Genomic DNA, 25100 nt, shown 5'->3' with positions numbered 1-25100 from the left:
GCAGTACTTGCAGCTCGAAGCTTGCAGCTTGAAGCCTCCCTTACCTTCGGAAGACGCTGATGAGCAAGCTCAAACATTTTTTTCTGCAATCAGCCGGCTGGCTTTTTTATCTCAGTCTGCTGATGGGCCTGGCCTTGATGCTGCCCACGTCCACATTCGACTCCGAGTCGAAGGACTTCATTTTCCTGATTGGCGCCGTGGGTATCTGGCGCTACTCGATGGGTGCAACGCACTTTGTGCGCGGCATGATTTTCCTCTACATCGTTTACCCGCACTTGCGCCGCAAAGTGCGCAAGCTGGGTAAGGCGGCGGACCCGTCGCATGTGTTTCTGATGGTCACCAGTTTCCGTATCGATGCACTGACGACTGCGCAGGTCTACAGCTCGGTGATCCGTGAAGCCATCGACTGCGAACTGCCGACCACCGTGGTCTGCTCGATCGTCGAAATGTCCGATGAGTTGCTGGTCAAGGCGCTGTGGGCGCGAATGAATCCGCCAGAGCGTGTCAAGCTCGACTTCGTGCGCATTCCCGGCACCGGTAAACGTGATGGCCTGGCCTACGGTTTCCGCGCGATCTCCCGTCACCTGCCGGACGACCGCGCCGTGGTGGCCGTGATCGACGGTGACACCGTGCTCGGCGAAGGCACCGTGCGCAAGACCGTGCCGTGGTTCCAGCTGTTCGGCAACGTCGGCGGCCTGACCACCAACGAGTTCTGCGAAGTGCGCGGCGGCTACATCATGAGCGAATGGCACAAGCTGCGTTTCGCCCAGCGCCACATCAACATGTGCTCGATGGCCCTGTCCAAGCGCGTACTGACCATGACCGGTCGTATGTCGGTGTTCCGCGCCACCGTGGTAACCAACCCGGAATTCATTGCCGACGTCGAAAGCGACTCGCTGCAACACTGGCGTCTGGGCCGCTTCAAGTTTTTGACCGGCGACGACAAGTCGAGCTGGTTCAGCCTGATGCGCCTCGGTTACGACACCTTCTACGTGCCTGACGCGGCAATCAACACCGTTGAACACCCGCCGGAAAAGAGCTTTATCAAGGCCAGCCGCAAACTGATGTTCCGCTGGTACGGCAACAACCTGCGGCAGAACTCGCGAGCGCTGGGCCTGGGTGTGAAACGCCTTGGCGCCTTCACCTCGGTGGTGCTGTTCGATCAGCGTGTATCGATGTGGACGTCCTTGCTCGGCCTGACCGTGGCGATCATCGCCAGCTTCAAATACGGCACCGCGTTCATCCTCGTTTACCTGCTGTGGATCGGCATCACCCGCCTGATCCTGACGTTGCTGTTGTCGTGTTCCGGTCACCGCATCGGCCCGGCTTACCCAGCGATTCTGTATTACAACCAGATCGTCGGTGCACTGGTGAAGATCTATGTGTTCTTCCGCCTCGACCAACAATCCTGGACTCGCCAACCCACATCCCTGACCCGTGATCTCGCCAGCTTTCAACGTTGGTTCAACACCTGGTCGTCTCGGACCATGACCTTCTCCGCCGGCAGCATTTTTGTCGCCGTGCTGCTGATGATGGTCTGACCCGCCCCTATTGAATTAACAAGGAAATCGCCCCTATGAATACCGCCGTCAACGCCAACGTAGTGCATGAATCCGAAGCCCAGCGCCAACACGCCCGCGTGAAAATCCCGGCCAAGCTGCGCTTCTTCGGTCCAGACCGGACGCCGGTTGAAGCGCGGGTCATCGACCTGTCTGCCGGTGGTCTGGCGTTCAACGCCGGGCAACTGCAGCTGACCATTGGCCAGGTGTACAAGGCGCGTCTGCAATTCGTCATCGACAACCTCGGCATCGCCATGGACGTTGAACTGCAAGTACGTTCCTTCGACCGCCAGACCGGCCGCGCCGGTTGCCAGTTCCAGAATCTGGAGCCGCAGGATATTTCCACCCTGCGCCACTTGATCACCTCGCACCTGGCCGGCGACATCGTCAGCATCGGCGAAGTGCTGGCGACCCTGCAGCGCGACAACTTCACCAAGGCACGCAAGGTCAAGGACGGCGGCTCCGGCATGACACCGTTCGGGCGCCTGAAAGCAGTGACCTTCAGCGCCGGTATTTTCGCGGTCGGTCTGGTCGCGGCGGGGTTCATTTTCAAATCGGTATACGGCATGTACTTCGTCAGCCACGCGCAGGCCGGTCTGGTCAGCGTGCCGGGGATGAACATCACCATGCCGCGCGACGGCACCGTGCAGAGTCTGGTCAAGTCCGACGGCGTTGCAGCGAAAGGCGCGCCGCTGGCGACCTTCAGCACCAGCATGCTCGATGTGCTCAAGGGCCATCTGGAAGAGGATCAACTGTCGCCGGCCAAGGTTGAAGAACTGTTCGGCAAGCAAATGACCGGCACGCTGACCTCGCCATGCGATTGCACCGTGGCCCAGCAACTGGTGGCGGACGGTCAGTACGCAAGCAAAGGTGATGTGATCTTCCAATTGGTACCGCGCAACACCCAGGCCACCGTCGATGCGCGCTTCTCCTATCGCCAGTTCGGCGACGTGCGTCCGGGTACTCCGGTGAGCTTCCAGATCGCCGGCGAAGACAAGACCCGCACCGGCAAGATCGTCAGCAGCACCAGCCTGAAAAGCGCCGACCTGTCCTCCGACATCCGTGTACAGATCCAGCCTGACGAGCCGCTCGACAGCAGCCTCGCCGGCCGCCCGGTGGAAGTGAACAGCGACCGTGGCCCGAACCTGAACTGGCTGATCGACAAAGCCATGGCTGCCGGTCTTTAAGTCGAGGACATGCCTGTGACTACTCCTATCTTGAACACACCGCCGACCCTGTGGGAGCGAGCCTGCTCGCGAAAGGGTCAGCACGGTTTGTCTGATGTACCGAGTCGACTGCTTCGCGAGCAGGCTCGCTCCCACATGGGACTAGTGGTGTGCTCGCTGGCATTGGCGGTGAGTCTCGCCGGTTGCGCCGGCCTGCCCGATCAACGTCTGGCCAACGAAGCGCTCAAGCGTGGCGACACCGCCACCGCCGCGCAGAACTATCAGCAACTGGCCGATCTGGGTTACAGCGAAGCACAAGTCGGCCTCGCCGATATCCAGGTCGACAGCCGCGACCCTGCGCAAATGAAACAGGCCGAGGCGACTTACCGCGCCGCCGCCAGTGTTTCGCCGCGTGCTCAGGCGCGTCTGGGCCGCCTGCTGGTGGCCAAACCGGGTTCTACCGAAGCCGAACACCACGAAGCCGAAACCCTGCTGAAAAAAGCCGCCGCCAATGGCGAAGGCAATACGTTGATCCCGCTGGCGATGCTCTACCTGCAATACCCGCACAGCTTCCCGAATATCAACGCGCAGCAGCAGATCGATCAGTGGCGCAAATCCGGCTACCCGGAAGCCGGTCTGGCGCAGGTGCTGCTGTATCGCACTCAGGGCACTTACGACCAGCACCTGGATGACGTAGAAAAGATCTGCAAAGCCGCGCTCAACACCACCGACATCTGCTACGTCGAACTGGCCACCGTGTACCAGAAACGCGCGCAGCCTGAGCAACAAGCCGAGCTGATCAAGCAGATGCAGGCCGGTTACAGCCGTGGCACCGTCACCGCGCAGCGCGTCGATTCCGTGGCCCGTGTACTGGCTGATTCAACCCTCGGCAAGCCCGACGAAAAAACCGCGCAGTCGCTGCTCGAGCCGATCGCTCCGGGCTACCCGGCGTCGTGGGTGACCCTCGCGCAACTGCTCTACGACTACCCGGAACTGGGTGACGTCGATCAGATGATGAAGTACCTCGACAACGGCCGCGCCGCCGACCAACCGCGCGCCGAGTTGTTGCTGGGCAAGCTCTACTACGAAGGCAAAATGGTCCCGGCCGACGCCAAAGTCGCCGAAGAACATTTCCAGAAAGCCGTTGGCCGCGAAGTCGCCGCCGACTACTACCTCGGCCAGATCTATCGCCGTGGCTACCTCGGCAAGGTCTATCCGCAGAAGGCTCTCGACCACCTGCTGACCGCTGCGCGCAACGGCCAGAACAGCGCCGACTTCGCCATCGCCCAACTGTTCTCCCAAGGCAAGGGCACCAAGCCCGACCCGCTCAACGCCTACGTGTTCAGCCAATTGGCCAAGGCACAAAACACTCCGCAAGCCGATGAGCTGGCGACCACCCTCGCCGCGCAACTGCCGCCCGAGCGTCTGGCCGAAGCCCAACGTCTGCTGCAACAAGAGCAAGCCAGCCGTGGCGCTCTGAACCCGAACACGCTGCAACTGCACGCCCTGCAAGAAGAAGACGGCGAGGAAAAATTATGAAGTTGAATCCATTCGTGAAGGCCGGCATTGGCCTTTCGTTCGCGCTGATCTGGTCTTGCCCGACACTGGCCGCGATGACTGAAACCAAGAACTTCGGCCTGGAAGTGAAAGTCACCGGCCAGTCCGAAGACGACCGTGACCTCGGCACCGCCAGCGGCGGCGACGTCAACGGCGTCGGCCTCGACCTGCGTCCGTGGATCTACGGCGAAAGCGGCGCGTGGAGCGCCTACGCCATGGGCCAGGCCGTGACCTCGACCGACATCATCGAAACCGACACCCTGCAACAATCCGACGGTGAACAAGCCACCGACAACAGTGATCGCAAAACCAAGAAAAACTACCTGGCGATGCGCGAGTTCTGGGTCGGCTACAGCGGCCTCACGCCTTACCCGGGCGAGATGCTCAAGTTCGGTCGCCAGCGTCTGCGTAATGACGACGGCCAATGGCGCGACACCAACATCGAAGCGCTGAACTGGACCTTCGACACCACCCTGTTGCGCGCCAACGCCGGTGTTGCCGAACGCTTCAGCGAATACCGCACCGACCTGAAAGAGCTGGCGCCGAAAGACAAGGATCGCCTGCACGCCTACGCCGATGCGGCTTATCAGTGGACGCCGGGCAACTGGGTCGGCATTCGCGGTCATCACACCCATGATGACGGCAAACTCGATTATGCCGAACCGGGTGTTCCGCGCGACTCGCTGGACAAAACCGAAAACGGCGACATCAGCTGGATCGGCCTGACCGCCGACAGCGACGCCTACAACTGGCGCAACACCAACACCGTCAACTACTGGGGCAGCATCACCGGCATGAGCGGCGACCGCGACACGGTCAACGCCTTGAACGCTGATGGTTCGCGCCCGGCGCAAGCCAAGCGTAGCGACGACGTCAACGGCTGGGCCACTGACATCGGTGTGCGCCTGCGCCTCGATCCGCAATGGCAAGTCGGCGGTGCCTATGCCCGTGCCAGCGCCGATTACGAGCAGACCGGCCTGGAGAGCAACCGCTCCAACTACACCGGTACCCGCTCGCGTGTTCACCGTTTCGGCGAAGCGTTCCGTGGCGAAATGAACAACATGCAGACCGCGACCCTGTTCGGTTCGTGGATGGTCAACGACGAGTACGACGCCAGCCTGATCTACCACAAGTTCTGGCGTGTCGACGGCAACAAGCCGGTGGGCAGCAACGGCATCAACGCCGTGGAAAACAACACCGACGACGTCACCGGCGCCATCCTTTCCAGCACCTCGCTGCCGCTTGAAGACGGCAACAAGGACCTGGGTCAGGAGATGGATCTGGTCGTCACCAAGTACTTCAAGCAAGGCCTGTTGCCGGCGGCGCTGAGCCAGTCGATCGACGAGCCTTCGGCCCTCGTGCGCTTCCGTGGCGGTGTGTTCAAACCGGGCGATGCCTACGGCAAGCAGGTTGATTCGTACATGCACCGCGCGTTCATCGACGTGATCTGGCGCTTCTGATGCAAACCGCCAAGGGAGTGCCCGACATGATCAGCACCAGGATAGGCTCACTCAGCCTGCTGGCCGGCGCGATGCTGCTGGCCAGCGCTGGCGCCTTCGCCAACGTGGAGCCGGCCAAGCCTGCGACCACGGCCAAGGAGCTGCAACAAGCCAAGACCTACACCGTCAGCAGCGCACCCACCGAGGCGCTGAATCTGGCCGCGCCGAAACTGCCCGACCTTTCCGGCTTCACCGCCGAGGCCGCTGCGGCGAAAATCGTCCGTAGCAAACCGGGCAAGATCAGCGTGCGCCGGATGATGCAGGAAGACGCGCTGAAGGACTTCATCGGCGGCGACAACAAGATGGCCGAATGGGTGGTGCGTCAGCACGGTATCCCACAGGCGATCTTCGTCGACGACGGTTACATGAACCTCAAGGATCTGGCGCAGAAACTGCCCAAGCAGTACTTCAGCGAGACCTCGCCGGGCGTGTACCTGTCGAAGCTGCCGATCGTGGTTGGCCGTAAAGGCATCCTCGAAATCGACGGCCAGACCCAGGAACTGCGCCTGTCGCAAGAGGCCGGTGCGTTCATGGTCAACGACGGCCAGCTGTTTGTGCGTGACACCAAAGTCACCGGCTGGCGCGAAAAGGAAAACGGCCCGGCGACCTTCCGTTCGCCGAAGGAATTCCGTCCGTTCCTGCTCGCTTGGGGTGGCACCGAGACCTACATCGTCAACAGCAAGATGGCCAGCTTCGGCTACGCCAACAGTAAGTCGTACGGCGTGAGTATTTCCCAGTACACGCCGAACATGGCCAAGGTCCTCAAGCGCCCTGAACCGACCGGCTGGATCGTCGGCTCCGAGTTCTCCGACATGTGGTACGGCTTCTACTGCTACGAGACCCGCGACTTCGTGGTCAAGGGCAACACCTACAAAGACAACATCGTCTACGGCATCGACCCGCACGACCGTTCCCACGGCCTGATCATTGCCGAGAACACCGTGTACGGCACGAAGAAGAAGCACGGGATCATTATTTCCCGTGAGGTCAACGACAGCTTCATCTTCAACAACAAAAGCTTCGACAACCATCTCTCGGGCCTGGTGATCGACCGTAACAGCGTCAACAACATCATTGCCTACAACGAGATCTACAAGAACCACACCGACGGCATCACCCTCTACGAGTCCGCCGACAACCTGCTGTGGGGCAACAAGGTCATCAGCAACAAGCGCCACGGCATCCGCATTCGTAACAGCGTGAATATCCGCCTCTACGAAAACGTCGCCATGGCCAACGGTTTGACCGGCGTCTACGGCCACATCAAAGACCTCACCGACACCGACCGTGACATCAAGCTCGACCCGTTCGATGCGCAGGTGTCGCTGATCGTCGTTGGCGGTGAACTGGCGGCCAACGGCAGCGGCCCGCTGTCGATCGATTCGCCGTTGAGCGTCGAGCTGTATCGCGTGTCGATGCTGGCGCCGACCAAATCCAGCGGCATCAGCTTCAACGGCATCCTCGGCGAGCGCCAGGATGAAATTCTCGACCTGCTGGTGCGCCAGCAGAAAGCCGTGCTGATCGACCCTGTCGAACGCCAGACCGAAATGCGGGACTGAGGATAATTTTATGCACCCACACTTGATCAGATTACTCAGCCTGTCGGCCCTGACCGTGGGCATTCTCGCGGCCAGCAACGGTGCCCGCGCCGATGAAGGCGCCGCTGCCACGCCGCCAAAATTCAGCGCCGAACCGTGCTGCAACCTGTGCCCGGCCGCGCATGACGCGAAGAACTACACCACGCGTTATCAGCAAAACTTCACCACCCTGGTGCAGGCACAAGGCGACTGGTTGTTCCGGACTCAGGAAGATTTGCGCACCGAGTTCAACACCACCCCGGCCGGCTACAAACGCCTGCAACAGCTGCACGATGCGTTCAAGGCCAAAGGCGTTGAGCTGGTGATCGTTTACCAGCCGACCCGTGGTCTGGTGAACCGCAACAAGCTCAACCCGCAGGAAAAAGCCGCGTTCGATTACGAGAAAGCGCTGGGCAACTACAAGACCATGCTCGGCCGTTTCGCCAAGATGGGTTACGTGGTGCCGGACCTGTCGCCGCTGACCAACGAATCGCTGCCGGACACCCTGCCCGCCCACGATTTCTACTTCCGCGGCGACCAGCACTGGACGCCATACGGCGCGCAGCGCACGGCGAAAATCGTCGCCGAAAAGGTCAAGCAGATCCCGGCCTTCGCCGACGTGCCCAAGCGCGAATTCGAAACCAAGCGCTCCGGGCGCATGGGCAAGACCGGCACCCTGCACAACATGGCCGGGCAATTGTGCGGCACCAGTTACGCGATCCAGTACATGGATCAATTCACCACCGAGCCGAAAGGCGAAGCAGGTGACGGCGATCTGTTCGGTGATTCCGGCAACCCGCAAATCACCCTCGTCGGCACTTCGCACAGCGGCAAGAACTACAACTTCGCCGGCTTCCTCGAAGAAGCCATCGGCGCCGACATTCTCAACGTCGCCTTCCCCGGCGGTGGTCTGGAAGGTTCGATGTTGCAGTACCTGGGCAGCGACGAATTCCAGAAGACGCCGCCGAAGATTCTTATCTGGGAATTCTCGCCGCTGTACCGCCTCGACCAGGAAACCATCTATCGCCAGATGATGTCTCTTCTCGACAACGGCTGCGAAGGCAAAGACGCGCAAATGTCCGCGAGCACCACGCTCAAGCCGGGCAGCAAACAAGAACTGCTGGTCAACAGCAAGAACCTGAACCTGCAGAACAGCAGCCATCAGGTCGACATCCGCTTCGCCGACCCTTCGGTGAAAACCCTGCAAGCCACCCTCTGGTACATGAACGGTCGCCACGAGGACATCAAGATCGAGAAACCGGAAACCTCCGACACCGACGGTCGTTTCGCCTTTGAGTTGCGCACGGACGAAGACTGGGCCTCGCAAAACCTGCTGGCGGTCGAAGTCCAGGGCCCGGAAGCGGGCACCGCGCCACAGAAAGTCGAAGCGAAAATCTGCAAACGCAACGTATTCCCGGGCGCTGGGCAACAAACCGCTCAGGTCGGGCAATGAGGTCTGCTATGCGAAACTCGAAACTGAAAACTCTTTTAGCGCCGACGCTGCTCGGGCTGGCGATCTTCGCCGGCACCGCGCAGGCCGCCGCGCCACTGCGTCCACCTCAGGGCTATTTCGCGCCTGTGGATAAATTCAAGACCGGTGACAAAAGCGAAGGCTGCGACGCGATGCCGACGCCGTACACCGGGCCGCTGCAATTTCGCAGCAAATACGAAGGTTCGGACAAAGCCCGCGCAACGCTGAACGTGCAGTCGGAAAAAGCCTTTCGCGACACCACCAAAGACATCACCACGCTGGAACGCGGCACCGCCAAACGGGTGATGCAGTTCATGCGCGATGGTCGTCCGGAGCAGCTCGATTGCACGCTGAACTGGCTGACCGCGTGGGCCAAGGCCGATGCGTTGATGTCCAAAGACTTCAACCACACCGGCAAGTCGATGCGCAAATGGGCACTGGGCAGCATGGCCTCTTCGTACATTCGCCTGAAGTTCTCCGACTCGCATCCGCTGGCCCAGCATCAGCAGGAAGCGCAGTTGATCGAGGCGTGGTTCAGCAAAATGGCCGATCAGGTCGTCAGCGACTGGGACAACCTGCCGCTGGAAAAAACCAACAATCACTCGTACTGGGCTGCATGGTCGGTGATGGCGACATCGGTCGCGACCAACCGCCGCGACCTGTTCGATTGGGCAGTGAAGGAATACAAGGTCGGCGTCAATCAAGTCGATGCCGACGGCTTCCTGCCGAACGAACTCAAGCGTCAGCAACGCGCCCTCGCCTATCACAACTACGCCCTGCCGCCGCTGGCGATGATCGCCAGTTTCGCCCAGGTCAACGGCGTTGATTTGCGTCAGGAAAACAATGGCGCGCTGAAGCGTCTCGGTGATCGGGTGTTGGCGGGGGTGAAAGACCCGGATGAATTCGAGAAGAAGAACGGCAAAGAGCAGGACATGACCGATCTGAAAGAGGACATGAAATTCGCCTGGCTCGAACCGTTCTGCACGCTCTACACCTGTGCGCCTGATGTGATCGAGAAGAAGCACGGCATGCAGCCGTTCAAGACTTTCCGGCTTGGCGGCGACCTGACCAAGGTCTACGACCCGTCGCATGAGAAGGGCAACAAAGGCTCATAAAGCAAAAGCCCCTCACCCTAACCCTCTCCCAAAGGGAGAGGGGACTGACCGAGGTGGCTGTGCGAGTTACGCCGAAATGAAATACCGAGTTGATCTCAGGCGTTGAAAAACAACCGAGATCAGGCTGCACAGAAATATCGGGTCGATCTCCTTTTCTGAAAACCATGGAGATCAGGCTCCCTCTCCCTCCGGGAGAGGGCGGGGGGTGAGGGGCGCGGTCTGAAGGCCTCCCCGAAACCTCAAGCAGACACGCATCACCCCTCCACTACCACGGGGGGTTTGGGGGGGCTTTGGCCCTTGACTGTTGGTTCAAACATGGAGAGATCGGGATGGTATTTTCATCCAACGTGTTCCTGTTTCTGTTCTTGCCGATCTTTCTCGGCTTGTACTACTTGAGCGGGCAACGCTATCGCAATTTGCTGCTGCTGATCGCCAGCTACGTGTTCTACGCCTGGTGGCGTGTGGACTTCCTCGCGCTGTTCGCCGCCGTCACGCTGTGGAACTACTGGATCGGCCTCAAAGTCGGTGCCGCCGGCGTACGAACCAAACCGGCTCAGCGCTGGCTGCTGCTCGGTGTCGCAGTCGACCTGTGCATCCTCGGCTACTTCAAGTACGCCAACTTCGGCGTCGACAGCATCAACGCGATGATGACGTCGGTCGGTCTTGAGCCGTTCATCCTCACCCACGTGCTGTTGCCGATCGGTATCTCGTTCTACATCTTCGAGTCGATCAGCTACATCATCGACGTGTATCGCGGCGATACCCCGGCGACGCGCAACCTGATCGACTTCGCGGCATTCGTGGCGATCTTCCCGCACCTGATTGCCGGCCCGGTGTTGCGTTTCCGCGACCTCGCCGATCAGTTCAACAATCGCACGCACACCCTCGACAAGTTCTCCGAGGGCTGCACGCGGTTCATGCAGGGTTTCATCAAGAAGGTCTTTATCGCCGACACCCTCGCGGTGGTCGCCGACCATTGCTTCGCCCTGCAAAACCCGACTACCGGTGATGCCTGGCTCGGCGCGCTGGCCTACACCGCGCAGCTGTATTTCGACTTCTCCGGTTACAGCGACATGGCCATCGGTCTGGGCTTGATGATGGGTTTCCGTTTCATGGAAAACTTCAAACAGCCGTACATCAGCCAGTCGATCACCGAGTTCTGGCGCCGCTGGCACATCAGCCTGTCGACCTGGCTGCGTGACTATCTGTACATCACCCTCGGCGGTAACCGTAAAGGCACGCTGATGACCTATCGCAACCTGTTCCTGACCATGCTCCTCGGTGGTCTGTGGCACGGCGCGAACATCACTTACATCGTCTGGGGCGCTTGGCACGGCATGTGGCTGGCGATTGAAAAAGCGCTGGGCCTGAACACCTCGCCACGCAGCCTCAACCCGATCCGCTGGGCGCTGACCTTCCTGCTCGTGGTCATGGGCTGGGTGATCTTCCGCGCCGAGAATCTGCACGTTGCCGGGCGTATGTACGGTGCGATGTTCAGCTTTGGCGACTGGTCGCTGTCGGAACTCAATCAGGCCAGCCTTACCGGTCTGCAAGTGGCGACCCTCGTGGTGGCGTACGTGACGCTGGCCTTTTTCGGTCTGCGCGATCTGTACACCAATCAGCCGCCGGCCAAGAGCAAACCTGAAGTCAACGTCGAGGCCAACGGCCCTGCCACCGCGACTCCGGGGATGATCAAAGCCGCGCCTGGCGAAAACCCGGCGAGCATCCACGAGCCTGGCTACACCGTCGGCGTCGAAGCCCAGGTGCAACCGGTCTACTGGAGCGCGGACTGGTCGCGCTACGTGATGCGCGGCTTGATCCTGCTGCTGTTCATCGCCTCGATTCTCAAACTCTCGGCGCAAAGCTTCTCGCCGTTCCTTTACTTCCAGTTCTGAGGGATCTGACATGACCCGCTCATTACGCATCTTCTACATCGCCCTGTTCCTGGTGACCCTGTTGGTCCTCGGTCTGTGGTCGGTTCGCAGCTTCTTCGGCTTCAGCACCAACGCCGATGCGACGGTGCTCAACGGCCGCTGGACCAAGGCTGTGGAAACTCATTACGACGAAGAATTCCCGATCAAGCGTCTGGGCACCAACCTCTGGGCCGCGCTGGATTTCAAACTGTTCAACGAAGGTCGTCCGGGCGTGGTGCTCGGTCGCGATCAGTGGTTGTACAGCGATGAGGAATTCAACCCGATCGTCAACGAAGAGCTGAACCTGCAAGGCAACTACGCGCTGGTCGAAGGCGTGCGCCAGACCCTCAAAGACAAAGGCGTGAAACTGGTGATGGCGATCGTGCCGGCCAAGGTTCGTTTGTACCCGGAACATCTGGGTGAAGTGAAACCGGCGAGCATTCACGAAAACCTTTATGAGGATTTCCACGCCCGTGTTGCGGCCGACAAGATCCTCGCCCCGGACCTGCTCAAGCCATTGCAACAGGCCAAGCAGAACGGTCAGCAAGTGTTCCTGCGCACCGACACCCACTGGACGCCGGAAGGCGCCGAGATTGCAGCCAACACCCTGGCGAAAACCATCGCCGACAAGTTCCCGCTCAGCGGCGAGCCACAACGCTTCGTTACCACGCCGGCGGAGAAGGTCACGCACAAGGGCGACCTGCGCTTGTTCCTGCCGCTCGATCCGCTGTTTGAAAACCTGATGCCGGCGCAAGAGCCACTGCAAAAGCGCAACACCGTCGCAGCCGGCGATCAGCCTGCTGGTGATGACGCGCTGTTCGCCAGCAATGAAGTGCCGGTGGCACTGGTCGGCACCAGCTACAGCGCCAACCCCAACTGGAACTTCGTCGGTGCGCTGAAACAAGCGCTGCACAGCGACGTGGTGAGCTACGCCGAAGACGGCCACGGGCCGATCCTGCCGATGCTCAGCTACCTGAAAAGCGATGACTTCAAGAACAGCCCGCCACAGGTGCTGATCTGGGAGTTTCCTGAACGTTATCTGCCTGTGAACAACGAAATCGGCGACGCCGACCCGCAGTGGGTCGCAGAGCTTAAACAAGCCGGCGCACGCCAACAAAACGTAGCAATCAACACTAAATCCGAGACGCCCGATCGGGCGCAAAACTGAAAGAGAGGTACACCATGACTTTCACTACTACTCCTCGTCGTCTCGCTAAAAGCTTCGCTCTGGTTGCTGGCCTCAGCGTGCTTTCCGTCCCAGCCTTTGCCGGTGGCGACGCCGCACTTTATGGCCCGACTGCACCGAAAGGCTCGACCTTCGTGCGTGTCTACAACGCCAGCAACGCTGAAGTCAGCGCCACTGTCGGCAGCACTAACCTGAGCGACGTTGCGCCACTGGCCAGCAGCGACTTCAGCTTCATGCCGGGCGGTGATTACAGCGCCAAGGTCGGCAGCCAGACGCTGCCGGTGAAACTCGCCGGTGACCACTACTACACCCTGGTCAACAACGCTTCCGGCGCGCCGCAACTGATCGAAGAGCCGCCGTTCAAGAACAAGCAGAAATCCCTGGTGCGCGTGCAGAACCTCAGCGACAAACCGCTGACCCTGAAGACTGCTGACGGCAAGACCGACGTGGTGCCTAACGTGGCCGCCAAGGGCCGTGGCGAACGTGAAATCAACCCGGTGAAAGTCAGCCTCGCGCTGTACCAAGGTGACAAGAAAGTCGGCGACGTGAAGCCGGTCGCCCTGGAGCGTGGTGAAGCAGCAGTGCTGTACGTCACCGGCAGCGGCAGCAGCCTGTCGCCAGTCTGGGTGAAACGCCCGGTATCGACTCGCTAACAATTTCCCGAACTGACGCATTGCCCCATGTGGGAGCGAGCCTGCTCGCGAATACGGTCTGACATCCAACATCAATGTCGACTGATACGCCGCTTTCGCGAGCAGGCTCGCTCCCACCCTTGACCGGGTTGTCAGTTCGGATACGAGACAAAAACAAGAGTGAAACGACACAGCGTTCGTGCCTCTAACCAATCGATTTTATGGAGTAAACAATATGATTCCGGTGATCTTGTCAGGTGGTAGCGGTTCGCGTCTCTGGCCGCTTTCGCGTAAGCAGTTCCCTAAGCAATTCCTCGCCCTGACCGGCGAACACACCCTGTTCCAGCAGACCCTCGAGCGCCTGGTGTTCGAAGGCATGGACACCCCGATCGTGGTCTGCAACAAGGATCACCGCTTCATCGTCAACGAGCAGTTGGCCAATCGCAAACTGGAATGTCAGCGCATCCTGATGGAACCGTTCGGCCGCAACACTGCGCCAGCCGTAGCGCTGACCGCGATGATGCTGGTCAATGAAGGTCGCGATGAGCTGATGCTGGTGCTGCCGGCCGACCACGTGCTGGAAGACCAGAAAGCCCTGCAACGCGCTCTGGCCCTGGCCACCGTCGCTGCCGAAAACGGCGAAATGGTCCTGTTCGGCGTACCGGCGACCAAACCGGAAACCGGTTACGGCTACATCAAATCCACCGGCGATTCGCTGTTGCCCGAAGGCGTCAGCCGCGTTTCGCACTTCGTCGAAAAACCTGACGTCAAACGTGCCACCGAGTACGTCGAATCCGGCGGCTACTACTGGAACAGCGGCATGTTCCTGTTCCGCGCCAGCCGCTTCCTCGAAGAACTGAAAAAACACGATCCGGACATCTACGACACCTGCCTGCTGACCCTCGAGCGCAGCCAGCAGGACGCTGACACCATCACCTTCGACGAAGCCACCTTCGCCTGCTGCCCGGACAATTCCATCGACTACTCCGTCATGGAAAAAACCCAGCGCGCCTGCGTCGTGCCGCTGACCGCCGGCTGGAGCGATGTCGGTTGCTGGTCGTCGCTGTGGGAAGTCAACGAGAAAGACGCCAACGGCAACGTCACCAAGGGCGATGTGGTGATTCAGGACAGCAAGAACTGCATGATCCACGGCAACGGCAAACTGGTGTCGGTGATCGGTCTGGAAAACATCGTCGTGGTCGAAACCAAAGACGCCATGATGATCGCCCACAAAGACAAGGTTCAGGGCGTCAAGCAGATGGTCAACACCCTCAACGAGCAGGGCCGCAGCGAAACCCAGAACCACTGCGAGGTTTACCGTCCGTGGGGTTCGTATGACTCGGTGGACATGGGCGGGCGCTTCCAGGTCAAGCACATCTCGGTGAAACCGGGCGCATGCCTGTCGCTGCAGATGCACCACCACCGCGCCGAACACTGGATCGTGGTCAGCGGCACGGCCGAAGTGACCTGCGATGAAAACGTGTTCCTGCTCTGCGAAAACCAGTCGACCTACATCCCGATCGCCTCGGTGCACCGCCTGCGCAACCCGGGCAAGATCCCGCTGGAAATCATCGAAGTTCAGTCGGGTTCGTACTTGGGTGAAGACGATATCGAACGCTTCGAAGATATCTACGGTCGCTCCACCCCGATCGAACGTGGCGTGTCGGTGAAAACCATCGCGCAATAACTGATCGATAAAACAAGAAGCCCTCGTCCAGCCCGCTGCGTCCCCTATCCGCAGCGGGTTGGGCGGGGGCTTTTTTTGTTCGAAGTCTGTGTCGTCTGAACCGGCCTCTTCGCGAGCAGGCTCGCTCCCACAGTTGTCCGCATTCCAAAAGTGGGAGCGAGCCTGCTCGCGAAGAGGCCCGGTCAGACACCGCAAGTCCCGATGCCCATCGCCAACCTCACCTACGCTTAGGTAGGATGACCCTCTCCCTCCTCGAGGTTGTGCGCATGTTCATCGGCATTCTGCTGGTCATCACCTGGTTGATCCTGCTGTTGCGCTACCCGGCCAAGGCCTTGCCGGTCTCGGTGGCGGCGGCGATTGGCCTGGGTTTTGTCGCCATGTGGGTGGTGTGGCTGGACAACCGCGAGATCAAACAACTGGCGCGCCTTGAGATGCGTATCAGCTATGCACCGGAGCAATGCCCGGCCGATCGTCCGTTGCAACTGAAAATGAAAAACGGCAACGACGTTCCCCTGACCGAACTGCGCTGGCGCATCGCCGCCTATGCGCCGGGCGACACGGTCAATCTGGCCGACAACCAATACACCGCCCCGCGCTATCGCGGCCCCGGCGAATTGCAGGCCGGCGGTGAATGGGAAGACTGCCTGCCCCTGCCACCGCTGCGCCCCGGTTATCGCCCGCAAACCCTGGAGTTTCGCGCCGAGCGCTTGCAGGGTAGTTTCTCCGACTGATCCCCCCTCCCCCCATTTTTTGCACAAGGAATGCGCCATGCCTGTTGCGTTGATTACCGGTTGTTCCAGCGGCATCGGTCGTGCCCTCGCCGATGCGTTCAAAGCCGCTGGTTTCGAAGTCTGGGCCAGTGCGCGCAAGGCTGAAGATGTCGCTTTGCTGGCGTCAGCCGGGTTCACCGCCGTGCAACTCGACGTCAACGACAATGCGGCGCTGGAGCAACTCGGCGAGCGGATCAACCAGCAACACGGCGGTCTCGATGTGCTGATCAACAACGCCGGTTACGGCGCCATGGGGCCGCTGCTCGACGGCGGTGTACCGGCGATGCAGCGCCAGTTCGAGACCAATGTGTTTTCGATTGTCGGCGTCACTCGTGCGTTGTTTCCGGTGCTGCGCCGGGCCAAGGGTCTGGTGGTGAATATCGGCAGTGTGTCCGGTGTGCTGGTCACGCCGTTTGCCGGTGCTTACTGCGCCTCGAAAGCAGCCGTGCACGCGTTGAGTGATGCCTTGCGCATGGAACTCGCGCCGTTTGGTGTACGCGTCATGGAGGTTCAACCGGGGGCGATTCAATCGAGTTTTGCCAAGAACGCCGGGCATGAAGCCGAGCAGTTGATCAATGAACAATCACCGTGGTTTCCACTGCGTGAAGGCATCCGGGCACGGGCCAAGGCGTCGCAGGACAAACCGACGCCGGCCAGTGAGTTTGCGGCTGTATTGTTGAAGGCTGTAGAGCAGAGCAAACCGCCGCGGTTGATCCGCATTGGTAACGGCAGCCGGGCGTTGCCGTTGTTGGCGGCGTTGTTGCCCAAGGGCTTGCTCGAATCGACGTTGATGAAGCGGTTCGGATTGCGCGCAAAGCTCTGAGACCGGGTTGACGCTTTCGCGAGCAGGCTCGCTCCCACATTGGCTCTCAGTGTGGGAGCGAGCCTGCTCGCGAAGAGGCCAGATCAGCCAACACTCATCCCCAGCCCTTCATGAAATCAATGAACGCCCGCACTTTCAGCGGCAAATGCCGGGTGTCCGGGTACAGCGCATACACCCCTTGCGGCGCAAACCGGTAATCCACCAGCAAACGCTGTAACCGCCCCGCATCAAGATCGTCCTGAATCAGCCATTGCGGCAAAATTGCCACGCCTTGCCCGGTCAACGCAAACGCCCGAAGCGTCGCCGAGTTATCCGCGACGATGGCAGTGGTTCCCGGTTTTGGCTGGTAGAAATGCTCCACGCCGTGCGGGTCGGTTATGGTCATTTCCGGCACTCGTCCATGCCCTAACGTCGGCATCGACTCCAGCGTGGCCAGCGTGACCACCGGTGCAAAGCGCTCGACCAACCCTGGTGCCGCCACGGCAAATATTTCGAACGTCGACAACTGCACCGCACGCAGATTGGAGTCGTGCATGCGCCCCAGCCGAATCGCCATGTCAAAGCGCTCGGAAATCAGATCGGCATGGGTCGAAGACGTCGACAAATGAATGTTCAGTTGCGGTTGCTGCTGGCGAAACACCTCCAGCGCCGGCACCACCTGAGCCAAGGCAAACTCGACAGTCGTGGTGATGCGCAGTGTGCCTTTGAGTTGTGCGTGTTCGGAACGCGCCTCTTCGATCGCCAGCCGTGCCTCATCCAGCGTGCGCAGGCAGCGTCGATAAAAGCGTTCACCGGCATCGGTCAGCGCCAGTTGCCGGGTGTTGCGCGTGAGCAAGGTCACGCCCAGTTCTTCCTCCAGGCGTTTGAGGTTGAAGCTGACCACCGCGCGCGTTTGCCCCAGCGTATCGGCGGCAGCGGTCAGCGAACCGGCCTCGACCACGGCTTTGAAGGTGTCAAAACGATCCAGGCTGACCATATCCACGGCACTCCTTGTCAAAATAATTTTGACAAACTAGCAGCCAAACCAGCGTTTTCCTATGACCAGAAGCGCCCTACCCTGCACGTCTTACTACAGGGAAGCTGCCATGGCTTATCGCTCGAAAGTCGCGCTGGTGTATTTGTTGGGCTTCGCGCTCGACCTGCTGAACATGTTCGTCGCCAGCATCGCTTACCCCGACATCGCTCAACAACTGCACGCCTCGGTGACGCAACTGGCGTGGATCAGCAACGCCTACATGCTTGGCCTGACACTGATCATTCCGCTGAGCGTATGGCTGGCGACACGGGTTGGCGAGCGCCGGCTGATCCTCGCGTCGCTGCTGTTGTTCGGCGTCGGTTCGGCACTGGTGGCGCAAGCGGGATCGATTGAAAGCCTGATTGCCTGGCGACTCCTGCAGGGGCTCGGTGGCGGACTGCTGCTGCCGGTGGGCCAAGCCCTGGCGTATCGACAGTTTCCGGCGACGCAACGCGCGCACTTCACCGGTGTGGTGTTGCTGGTGGCGCTGCTGGTGCCGGCACTGTCGCCGGCGACCGGTGGACTGATCGTTCAGACGCTGTCGTGGCGCTGGATTTTCTACCTGAATCTGCCGCTGACACTGCTCGCATTCGGGCTCGGCCTGTTCTGGTTGAAAGCCGATCAGCCCTTGCATGAGCGCCCGACGCTGGACGCCCGTGGCCTGTTGCTGGCGGCGTCGGCACTGAGTTTGTTGTTGATCGCCGTCAGCCTGGTAAGCGACGCCAGCACCCGAGCACTCGGCATCATTGTGCTGATACTCAGCCTCCTGATCCTGGGCCTTTACCTGCGCGATGGCTGGCGCAAACCCGGCGCGATCCTCGACCTGCAACTGATCAAGCACCCGTCGTTGCGTCTGGCGATGTTGATCTACCTGTGCGTGCCGGGAGTTTTTACCGGCACTCACATGATTGCCGTGCTGTACCTGCACAACCTCGGCGTCGGCGCAGCACAAACCGGAGCGCTGATGCTGCCGTGGGCCGTCGGTTCGGGCGTGGCGATCATGCTTGGCAAACGCAGTTTCAACCGCATCGGCCCCAAGCCATTGCTCAGCGTCGGCATGCTCCTGCAATGCCTGGGTATTGTTCTGCTGATGCGCATCGAACAACCGGCGAGCACACCGCTGATCATCGCCTACGCCCTGATGGGGTTGGGCGGCAGCCTGTGCAGCGTCACCGCGCAGAGCTTGGCGTTCGTCGGCATTACGCCAGAAAAAATGGGCCACTCCAGTGCCCTGTGGAACATCAATCGCCAACTCGGTTTCTGCCTCGCGGCGGCGCTGCTCAGCTCACTGCTGGGCGCGTTGGGTGGTGACGGTTTCAGTGCCTGCTTTATCGCCGCCGCGCTGCTGACCCTGTTGCCAATGGTCGCCGTCCTGCGTTTCGACTCGACCCACGTGCTCGCACTATTAAACCCACCTGCCCTTGAGGAAAAAACCGCATGAATGACGCCACGCCCTACCTGGACGAAGTGATCCAGGCGCACGAAGCCATCGAACGATGGTTTGCCGTCGAAGAAGATGACGCCGCGCTGCAGCGATTGCTGGCGCGTTTTTCACCGCGTTTCTCCATGGTGACGCCGTTGGGCCGAGGCGCTGGATATCGATGCCTTGCGCCTGCTGTTCCGAGCCGCAGGCGGGCAGAAGAAAGGTTTCAGAATCCAGCTCAGTGAGTTACGCGTGATTGCCCTGCATCAGCGCGGCGCGACCGTGAGTTACCGCGAACAGCAGAGCGATGCGAGCGGTGCACACACGGATCGGCGCTCGACGGTGGTGTTTGAAAAACTCGAATCCGGGCGAGTGTTCTGGCTGCATTTGCAGGAGACGTTTTGCGCTGAGTGATTGCTCGTTATCAGTCTGGAAATACCGAGTCGCCCCATTCGCGAGCAGGCTCGCTCCCACATTTGAAATGCATGACCTCTGTGGGAGCGAGCCTGCTCGCGAAAGGAGCGACACGGTCTGTCAGTTGTCCACTGCGCTCTGATTCACCACCACCGTGCAGGTAATCCCCGCCGCCAGCAGCACACCTTCCGGCACTTCATCAATATGAATGCGCACCGGCACCCGTTGCGCCAGGCGCACCCAGTTGAAGGTCGGGTTCACATCTGCAATCAGCTCGCGGCTTTCCGGATTATCGCGGTCATAAATGCCGCGCGAGATGCTTTCCACATGGCCCTTGAGCACTTCGCCGCTCATCAACTGCATGTCGGCTTGGTCACCGACTTTAACGTGGGGCAATTTGGTCTCTTCGAAGAAGCCGTAAACCCAGAACGAGTTCATGTCGACCACGGCCATTTTCGCCTCGCCGATGCGTGCGTAGTCACCGCGATGCACGTTGAGGTTGGTCACATAACCGTCGACCGCCGCGCGCACTTCGGTGCGTTTGAGGTTGAGTTCAGCGGCTTCCAGTTGCGCTTGGGCGTGTTGGTAATCGGCCAGCGCGGCGTCGGCGATGTTGCTGGCGTCGTCGCGGTTTTCCTTGGAGATCACCAGGTTGTCGAGGTCGGCGCGGCGGTGGGCGTTGACCTTGCGCATCTCCCACGTCGACTTGCGCGAAGCCACCAGCGACTGCGCCTGCTTGACCGCGATGCGGTAGTGCTCTGGGTCGATCTGCATAAGCAAATCACCCTTCTTCACCAGTTGGTTGTCGCGCACCGGCACATCTACCACTTCACCGGTGACGTCGGCGGCGACGTTGATGATGTCGGCACGCACGCGGCCATCGCGGGTCCACGGCGTGTTCATGTAGTGCTCCCACAACGTGCGGCCGATCCACAACGCCAAGGCCAGCACCAGCAGGGTCGCGAGCAGGCTGAAAAACTTTTTCATCAGATCGTTCTCAACGGTAGACAGTCAGCGCCATGGCGCCGAACAGACAGGTAAACAGACTCAGACGCAGCAGCGCCGGGTGCCAGAAAAAGCGGTACAGGTCGAACCCGGACAGAAATCGATCCACCGCCCAGGCCAGCGCCGCAGCGATGAAAAACATCAAAGTCATGGTCGGCATGTACACGCCGTGGAAGGCGATTTCACGAGGCATGGGCAAGTCCTTCGGGCTTGGCGATGGCGTAGGCAGCAAGCGGTGATTGCGGGTCGAGCAGCGAGGTACGGATGAAGTGCAGATAGCTCTTCACCCGGCGCAACGCCGAGGTGTCGAAGTGTGGGGCGAACGGTTCGTCAGTGGCCGCTACGCGACTGATCGCATGGTCGACCGCGACCAGTGCGCGTTCGAGATTGCTGGAGTTCGGTTGCAGAAACAGTCGCACCAGCGCGCGGCCCATCACGCGGATTGCCTGCCGCCATGGCTGCGATTCGGCATAGGCCGGGTGCACCGGCAGGATCGCCTGCTCCTTGCGCAACTCGATGATCGCGTGGCCGACTTCCAGTACCACGAACATCCAGCGCAGCAGGTTCTTCTGCACCTTCGGTTGACCGGCCGCGAGACCGTAGGCCTGGTGCAGCAAATCGCGGGTACGGCTCTCGAAACTCGAGGCCAGACCTTTGAGTTTGCCGCTGATCGCATAGACCACTTGACCACGCAGATCCTGCTCCAGGCGCTTCCACAACCAGCGACTGTTCGGCGGCAGAATAATCGCCCCGGCAGCGGCACAGACCAGCATGCCCATGACCATGGCGATGTAGTCGTTGATGAAGGTGTAAGGGTTGTAAATGGTCAGGTTGTCCGGCACCGAACCGGTGCTGAAGAAGATCAGCAGACCGAGGCCGACCCCGGCGTACTGCGGCCGCGAGGTGAGGAACGAGCCGAGGACGATCACCGGTGCGAGCATCACGCACAGCAGCGGGAAACCGTCGATCCACGGGAAGATGAAAAACATCTCGACGAAGCCGATCAGGGCACCGAGAAACGTGCCGCACGCCATCTGGAAAGCCATGCGCTTCGGGTTCGGCGTAGCGGCCGAAAGGCCCACGGTGGCGGCCGCAATCAGGGTCATCGTCGCGCCGCTTGGCCATGCAGTGGCGACCCAGTAACTGCCCAGCACGATGAGAATGAACGAAGCGCGAATGCCCGACGCAGCGGCTGCCCACCAATTGGTCTGCGGGGTGAACGGTTCGTCCCAGCGCTCGCGTTCGTGGCGGTGATCGGCCAAGGATGCATGGGTCTGTGCATAACTGTGCAGATCGTCGACGAAGCGGTAGAGCAATTCGTACGCGGTGTGGAAATCCAGTTGCTCGGCGTCGCTCGGCTCGGTTTCCTGGAAGATAGCGCGCAGGCTGCGCACGCGTGCCGGCAGGCCTTCCTTGTAGCTCGCCAGCGCTGTCGCCAAGCGCGCGGCATCGGGGCTGGTCAGGGCGCGACCACTGAAGCCGTCGAGCACTTCGGCGAGATCCTGCAGGCCCGGTCTGATCGCCGCGACCACATGTTCTTCGCCATTGCCACGCAAGCGTTCAAGCAACTGATGCAAAGCGTTGAACCGCGTGGTGATGCCCATGAATTCGCTGTTCAAACGGCTCAGGCGACCGTTGCGCCGACGCATGTGCGGGTCTTCAAACACGGTGACACTGCGCAAGCCTTCGAGGCCCACGGCTTCGGCGATAAAACGCACGTTGCTCGCCTCGAAAGACTCGGCTTTGCTGCGCCCGCGCAGGCCATCGGTGACGAATAAAGCGAACACACCGAAGCGCTGATACAAGGCATTACGCATGGCGGCGCTGGCGGTTTGCGGCAGGATCGCGGCGCTGATCAGGGTCGAGCAGAGAATCCCCAGCGAGATTTCCAGCACCCGCCACACCGCTGCCATAAATGCGCCGTCCGGGTGCGCCAGCGCCGGCAGCCCGACCATCGCGGCGGTGTAACCGGCGAGGACGAAACCGTAGGCGCGGAAGTTGCGACAACGTGCGGCACCGGCCGAGCAGATGCCGACCCAGATCGCCAGCGAGCCGAGAAAAAGCTCAGTGTTTTGCGCGAATAACGCAATCAGCGTGACCATCATCGCCGACCCGGCCAATGTGCCAAGGAAGCGATAGAAACTCTTGGCGAACACCTGGCCGCTCTGCGGCTGCATGACGATGAACACGGTGATCATCGCCGTGCGCGGTTGCGGCAATTCCAAACGCATGGCCAGCCACAGGGTCAGGAATGCGGCGATCAACACCTTGAAGATGTAGACCCAGGTCACGCCATCGCTGCGCGCCCAGTCGAAGAAACCACGGCGCCATTCCAGGGCGTAGAGCCAGCGCAGAGGTGCGGGCAAGGGAGTCATTCAAATGTGCTCAATGAGATTCGGTCTGGTCGCAGAACCTGTGGGAGCGAGCCTGCTCGCGAATGCGTTTTCATATTCAACGTTGATGTCGACTGATCAACCGCTTTCGCGAGCAGGCTCGCTCCCACATTGGGTTGTGTGTTCAACGCAGGAGTGCCGGGGTTTTCGGCGCTTGGGTTTTCTCGGCCGTCGGCACGTCGTTGCCGGCACCGAGGCCACCGCCCAGCGCAGTCACCAGTTCCGCATGCGCACTCAACCGCGCCGCCTGCACCTGCTGCTGCACTTGCTGCTGCTTGAACAGCAAGGTCTGTGCATTGAGCACGTTGAGGTAATCGGTGAGGCCGCGCTGGTAAGCGATCATCGCGATGTCGTAGGTCTTCTGCGCCGTGGCCACCGACTCGGCGGCAAAACCTTGCTGCTTGTCCATCGACTCGCGGCGGATCAACTGGTCGGAGATATTCTTCAGCGCATTCACCAGCGTCTGGTTGTAGTGCGCCACAGCGATGTCATAACCGGCGGAAGCCTCGCCCAATTCGGAGCGCAAACGCCCGCCGTCAAAGATCGGCAGCGAGATCGCCGGCCCGACGTTGTAATTGAGTTTCTTGCCGGTCAAAAACTCCAGCGCGCCACCGCCGGTGGCCATGTAACCGAGACTGCCAACCAGATCGACGTTGGGGTAAAAACCGGCGTGCGCCACATCGATACCACGCGCCTGCGCCGCGACCTGCCAGCGACTGGCAACCACATCCGGACGCTGGCCGAGCAGTTCGGCGGGCAATGCCGACGGCAGCTTCAGCGCAGCACCGAGGGACAATGTTGGGCGCTGCAACTGCGCGCCCGCCCCCGGCCCTTTACCGGCGAGTGCGGCGATCTGGTTGCGGCTCAGGGCAATTTCTTCATCCAGCGCATCGATTTGCCGATGGGTTTCCGGCAACGGCGTTTCAGCCTGACTGACTTCGAAATGCGTGCCGATACCGCCGTTCAAACGCTTCTGCGCCAGATCGAGAATCTGCTGTTGCTGTTTGAGCGTCGCCGCGACGATGTCGCGCTGGGCGTAATGCAGCGACAGTTCGATGTAGGCGCGAACAATGTTGTTCTGCAATTCGAGCTGCGCCAATCGCGCCTCGGCCGCGCTCATGTGCGCAAGATCCACCGCACGTTCGCTGGCGTTGCTTTCACGGCCCCAGAGGTCGAGGGCGTAGCTGAAGCCCAGTGCGGCGTTGTTGTCCCAAGTGGTGGTGTTGGCCAGCTCGCCCGGGCCATAGAACTGATCGGTCGGCCAGTTGTGGCGTTTGAGGGTCGACTCGCCGTTGATCTGCAACGACTCGGCGGCTTCGGCGACACCGGCCATGGCTTTGGCTTGACGCACTCGCGCAGCAGCAATGGCCATGGTCGGACTGCCTTGCACGGCGAGGTCGATCCAGCGATTGAGTTGCGGGTCGCCGTAGGCTTGCCACCATTGCGCGGTGGGCCAATTGGCGTCACGGGCGGCATGGGCGATGGCGTCGTCGGTGGCCAGTGAATTGGCTTCCAATGCCTTGCCCTGCGGGGCAATTCCTTCGGTTGAGATGCAGCCGCCAAGACCCAGGGTAAAAGCCAGAACACTGAGCGGCAAAAGCGCTCTGTTGATGCGACGCGGCACAGCTGCGAATTCCTGAGAGAGGGGTAGATCGAAGACCCGTGCAGGAGCTGCCGAAGGCTGCGATCTTTTGATCTTGATTCCCTTAAAACAAAATCAAAAGATCGCAGCCTTCGGCAGCTCCTACAGGGTTCGGCGCAATTCTATGGAAGGCCCTGTACGGCGATAAGCTGGGATTTCTGTGAATCTTTGTTACGGTTAACGAGATAATCCCTAAGTCGGGGGTCTCGCCCCGGAAACTTCGTGTCACAATTTGCCATCTCCCTTGAGAGCA

General features: G+C 60.5%; 19 protein-coding genes and 1 pseudogene. 15 read left to right on the top strand and 5 right to left on the bottom strand.

The features are described 5' to 3' along the window. Positions 1-59: 59 nt before the first annotated feature. The 13 genes from alg8 (at position 60) to AB4N44_RS22210 (ending at position 16955) form a co-directional block, all read left to right on the top strand. On the top strand, positions 60-1541 hold the full coding sequence (gene alg8 / locus AB4N44_RS22270) for a mannuronan synthase (protein ID WP_191629810.1): 1482 nt from the start codon (positions 60-62) through the stop codon (positions 1539-1541). 35 nt (positions 1542-1576) lie between these two features. Beyond that, positions 1577-2746 carry an alginate biosynthesis protein Alg44 gene (locus tag AB4N44_RS22265; RefSeq protein WP_105705589.1) on the top strand — a complete coding sequence of 390 codons (1170 nt, stop codon included), beginning with the start codon at positions 1577-1579 and terminating at the stop codon, positions 2744-2746. A 15-nt stretch (positions 2747-2761) separates the two neighbouring features. Then, positions 2762-4264: an alginate biosynthesis TPR repeat lipoprotein AlgK gene (gene algK, locus AB4N44_RS22260; RefSeq protein WP_174245043.1), complete on the top strand. Its 1503-nt coding sequence runs from the start codon at positions 2762-2764 to the stop codon at positions 4262-4264. After that, on the top strand, positions 4261-5742 hold the full coding sequence (locus AB4N44_RS22255; RefSeq protein WP_460107470.1) for an alginate export family protein: 1482 nt from the start codon (positions 4261-4263) through the stop codon (positions 5740-5742). The genes algK and AB4N44_RS22255 overlap by 4 nt, the downstream gene beginning before the upstream one ends. 26 nt (positions 5743-5768) lie before the next feature. Next, on the top strand, positions 5769-7340 hold the full coding sequence (gene algG / locus AB4N44_RS22250; RefSeq protein WP_460107473.1) for a mannuronan 5-epimerase AlgG: 1572 nt from the start codon (positions 5769-5771) through the stop codon (positions 7338-7340). 10 nt (positions 7341-7350) lie between these two features. Continuing rightward, entirely contained in the window at positions 7351-8811 is a 1461-nt protein-coding gene (locus tag AB4N44_RS22245; RefSeq protein WP_077571213.1) for an alginate O-acetyltransferase, read from the top strand. Between the two features lie 8 nt (positions 8812-8819). After that, complete coding sequence (locus tag AB4N44_RS22240) at positions 8820-9944, top strand: mannuronate-specific alginate lyase (RefSeq protein ID WP_064393309.1); 1125 nt, start codon at positions 8820-8822, stop codon at positions 9942-9944. Positions 9945-10273: 329 nt separating this feature from the next. Beyond that, positions 10274-11839 carry an MBOAT family O-acyltransferase gene (locus AB4N44_RS22235; RefSeq protein ID WP_160038388.1) on the top strand — a complete coding sequence of 522 codons (1566 nt, stop codon included), beginning with the start codon at positions 10274-10276 and terminating at the stop codon, positions 11837-11839. Between the two features lie 10 nt (positions 11840-11849). Further along, positions 11850-13025: an alginate O-acetyltransferase gene (locus AB4N44_RS22230; protein ID WP_127925908.1), complete on the top strand. Its 1176-nt coding sequence runs from the start codon at positions 11850-11852 to the stop codon at positions 13023-13025. A gap of 14 nt (positions 13026-13039) precedes the next feature. Continuing rightward, complete coding sequence (locus tag AB4N44_RS22225) at positions 13040-13696, top strand: alginate O-acetyltransferase AlgF (RefSeq protein WP_150749511.1); 657 nt, start codon at positions 13040-13042, stop codon at positions 13694-13696. Positions 13697-13910: 214 nt separating this feature from the next. After that, the gene (locus AB4N44_RS22220; protein WP_007914094.1) at positions 13911-15362 is read left to right on the top strand and encodes a mannose-1-phosphate guanylyltransferase/mannose-6-phosphate isomerase; all 1452 of its coding nucleotides are present in this window, start codon (positions 13911-13913) and stop codon (positions 15360-15362) included. A 266-nt stretch (positions 15363-15628) separates the two neighbouring features. Further along, positions 15629-16093 (top strand): multidrug transporter, encoded by a 465-nt coding sequence (locus AB4N44_RS22215; protein ID WP_150776257.1) that lies wholly within the window; start codon positions 15629-15631, stop codon positions 16091-16093. 37 nt (positions 16094-16130) lie between these two features. Beyond that, the gene (locus AB4N44_RS22210; RefSeq protein WP_460107478.1) at positions 16131-16955 is read left to right on the top strand and encodes an SDR family oxidoreductase; all 825 of its coding nucleotides are present in this window, start codon (positions 16131-16133) and stop codon (positions 16953-16955) included. Between the two features lie 94 nt (positions 16956-17049). On the opposite strand, the gene AB4N44_RS22205 is transcribed toward AB4N44_RS22210, so the two are convergent. Further along, on the bottom strand, positions 17050-17931 hold the full coding sequence (locus tag AB4N44_RS22205; protein WP_160042466.1) for a LysR family transcriptional regulator: 882 nt from the start codon (positions 17929-17931) through the stop codon (positions 17050-17052). A 109-nt stretch (positions 17932-18040) separates the two neighbouring features. Here AB4N44_RS22205 and AB4N44_RS22200 point away from each other — a divergent pair, with 109 nt between their 5' ends. Further along, positions 18041-19411, top strand: coding sequence for an MFS transporter (locus AB4N44_RS22200; protein WP_160038380.1), 1371 nt, complete (start codon positions 18041-18043; stop codon positions 19409-19411). Continuing rightward, positions 19408-19807, top strand: a pseudogene (locus tag AB4N44_RS22195) (DUF4440 domain-containing protein). The gene AB4N44_RS22200 and the pseudogene AB4N44_RS22195 overlap by 4 nt, the downstream one beginning before the upstream one ends. Before the next feature lie 120 nt (positions 19808-19927). Here AB4N44_RS22195 and AB4N44_RS22190 read toward each other — a convergent pair. From AB4N44_RS22190 to AB4N44_RS22175, 4 genes are all read right to left on the bottom strand, one after another. Then, a complete protein-coding gene (locus AB4N44_RS22190; RefSeq protein ID WP_460107481.1) occupies positions 19928-20794 on the bottom strand; it encodes an efflux RND transporter periplasmic adaptor subunit in 867 nt (288 codons plus the stop codon). A 10-nt stretch (positions 20795-20804) separates the two neighbouring features. Further along, positions 20805-21005 carry a DUF1656 domain-containing protein gene (locus tag AB4N44_RS22185; RefSeq protein ID WP_007914106.1) on the bottom strand — a complete coding sequence of 67 codons (201 nt, stop codon included), beginning with the start codon at positions 21003-21005 and terminating at the stop codon, positions 20805-20807. Beyond that, the gene (locus AB4N44_RS22180) at positions 20995-23187 is read right to left on the bottom strand and encodes an FUSC family protein (RefSeq protein ID WP_460107482.1); all 2193 of its coding nucleotides are present in this window, start codon (positions 23185-23187) and stop codon (positions 20995-20997) included. The genes AB4N44_RS22185 and AB4N44_RS22180 overlap by 11 nt, the downstream gene beginning before the upstream one ends. 142 nt (positions 23188-23329) lie before the next feature. Then, positions 23330-24829: an efflux transporter outer membrane subunit gene (locus AB4N44_RS22175; protein ID WP_460107484.1), complete on the bottom strand. Its 1500-nt coding sequence runs from the start codon at positions 24827-24829 to the stop codon at positions 23330-23332. Positions 24830-25100: the final 271 nt, after the last annotated feature.

It is taken from the genome of Pseudomonas sp. S3_C06 (assembly GCF_054667675.1).
Note: the sequence above shows the minus strand (reverse complement) of the source record. Positions and strands in the feature narration are given on the sequence as shown.

Bases quoted from the DNA above. Each gene is read 5' to 3' on its own strand.
- alg8 (WP_191629810.1), top strand. From the start codon at position 60: ATGAGCAAGCTCAAACATTTTTTTCTGCAATCAGCCGGCTGGCTTTTT.
- AB4N44_RS22265 (WP_105705589.1), top strand. From the start codon at position 1,577: ATGAATACCGCCGTCAACGCCAACGTAGTGCATGAATCCGAAGCCCAG.
- AB4N44_RS22255 (WP_460107470.1), top strand. From the start codon at position 4,261: ATGAAGTTGAATCCATTCGTGAAGGCCGGCATTGGCCTTTCGTTCGCG.
- algG (WP_460107473.1), top strand. From the start codon at position 5,769: ATGATCAGCACCAGGATAGGCTCACTCAGCCTGCTGGCCGGCGCGATG.
- AB4N44_RS22245 (WP_077571213.1), top strand. From the start codon at position 7,351: ATGCACCCACACTTGATCAGATTACTCAGCCTGTCGGCCCTGACCGTG.
- AB4N44_RS22240 (WP_064393309.1), top strand. From the start codon at position 8,820: ATGCGAAACTCGAAACTGAAAACTCTTTTAGCGCCGACGCTGCTCGGG.
- AB4N44_RS22235 (WP_160038388.1), top strand. From the start codon at position 10,274: ATGGTATTTTCATCCAACGTGTTCCTGTTTCTGTTCTTGCCGATCTTT.
- AB4N44_RS22230 (WP_127925908.1), top strand. From the start codon at position 11,850: ATGACCCGCTCATTACGCATCTTCTACATCGCCCTGTTCCTGGTGACC.
- AB4N44_RS22225 (WP_150749511.1), top strand. From the start codon at position 13,040: ATGACTTTCACTACTACTCCTCGTCGTCTCGCTAAAAGCTTCGCTCTG.
- AB4N44_RS22220 (WP_007914094.1), top strand. From the start codon at position 13,911: ATGATTCCGGTGATCTTGTCAGGTGGTAGCGGTTCGCGTCTCTGGCCG.
- AB4N44_RS22215 (WP_150776257.1), top strand. From the start codon at position 15,629: ATGTTCATCGGCATTCTGCTGGTCATCACCTGGTTGATCCTGCTGTTG.
- AB4N44_RS22210 (WP_460107478.1), top strand. From the start codon at position 16,131: ATGCCTGTTGCGTTGATTACCGGTTGTTCCAGCGGCATCGGTCGTGCC.
- AB4N44_RS22205 (WP_160042466.1), bottom strand. From the start codon at position 17,931: ATGGTCAGCCTGGATCGTTTTGACACCTTCAAAGCCGTGGTCGAGGCC.
- AB4N44_RS22200 (WP_160038380.1), top strand. From the start codon at position 18,041: ATGGCTTATCGCTCGAAAGTCGCGCTGGTGTATTTGTTGGGCTTCGCG.
- AB4N44_RS22190 (WP_460107481.1), bottom strand. From the start codon at position 20,794: ATGAAAAAGTTTTTCAGCCTGCTCGCGACCCTGCTGGTGCTGGCCTTG.
- AB4N44_RS22185 (WP_007914106.1), bottom strand. From the start codon at position 21,005: ATGCCTCGTGAAATCGCCTTCCACGGCGTGTACATGCCGACCATGACT.
- AB4N44_RS22180 (WP_460107482.1), bottom strand. From the start codon at position 23,187: ATGACTCCCTTGCCCGCACCTCTGCGCTGGCTCTACGCCCTGGAATGG.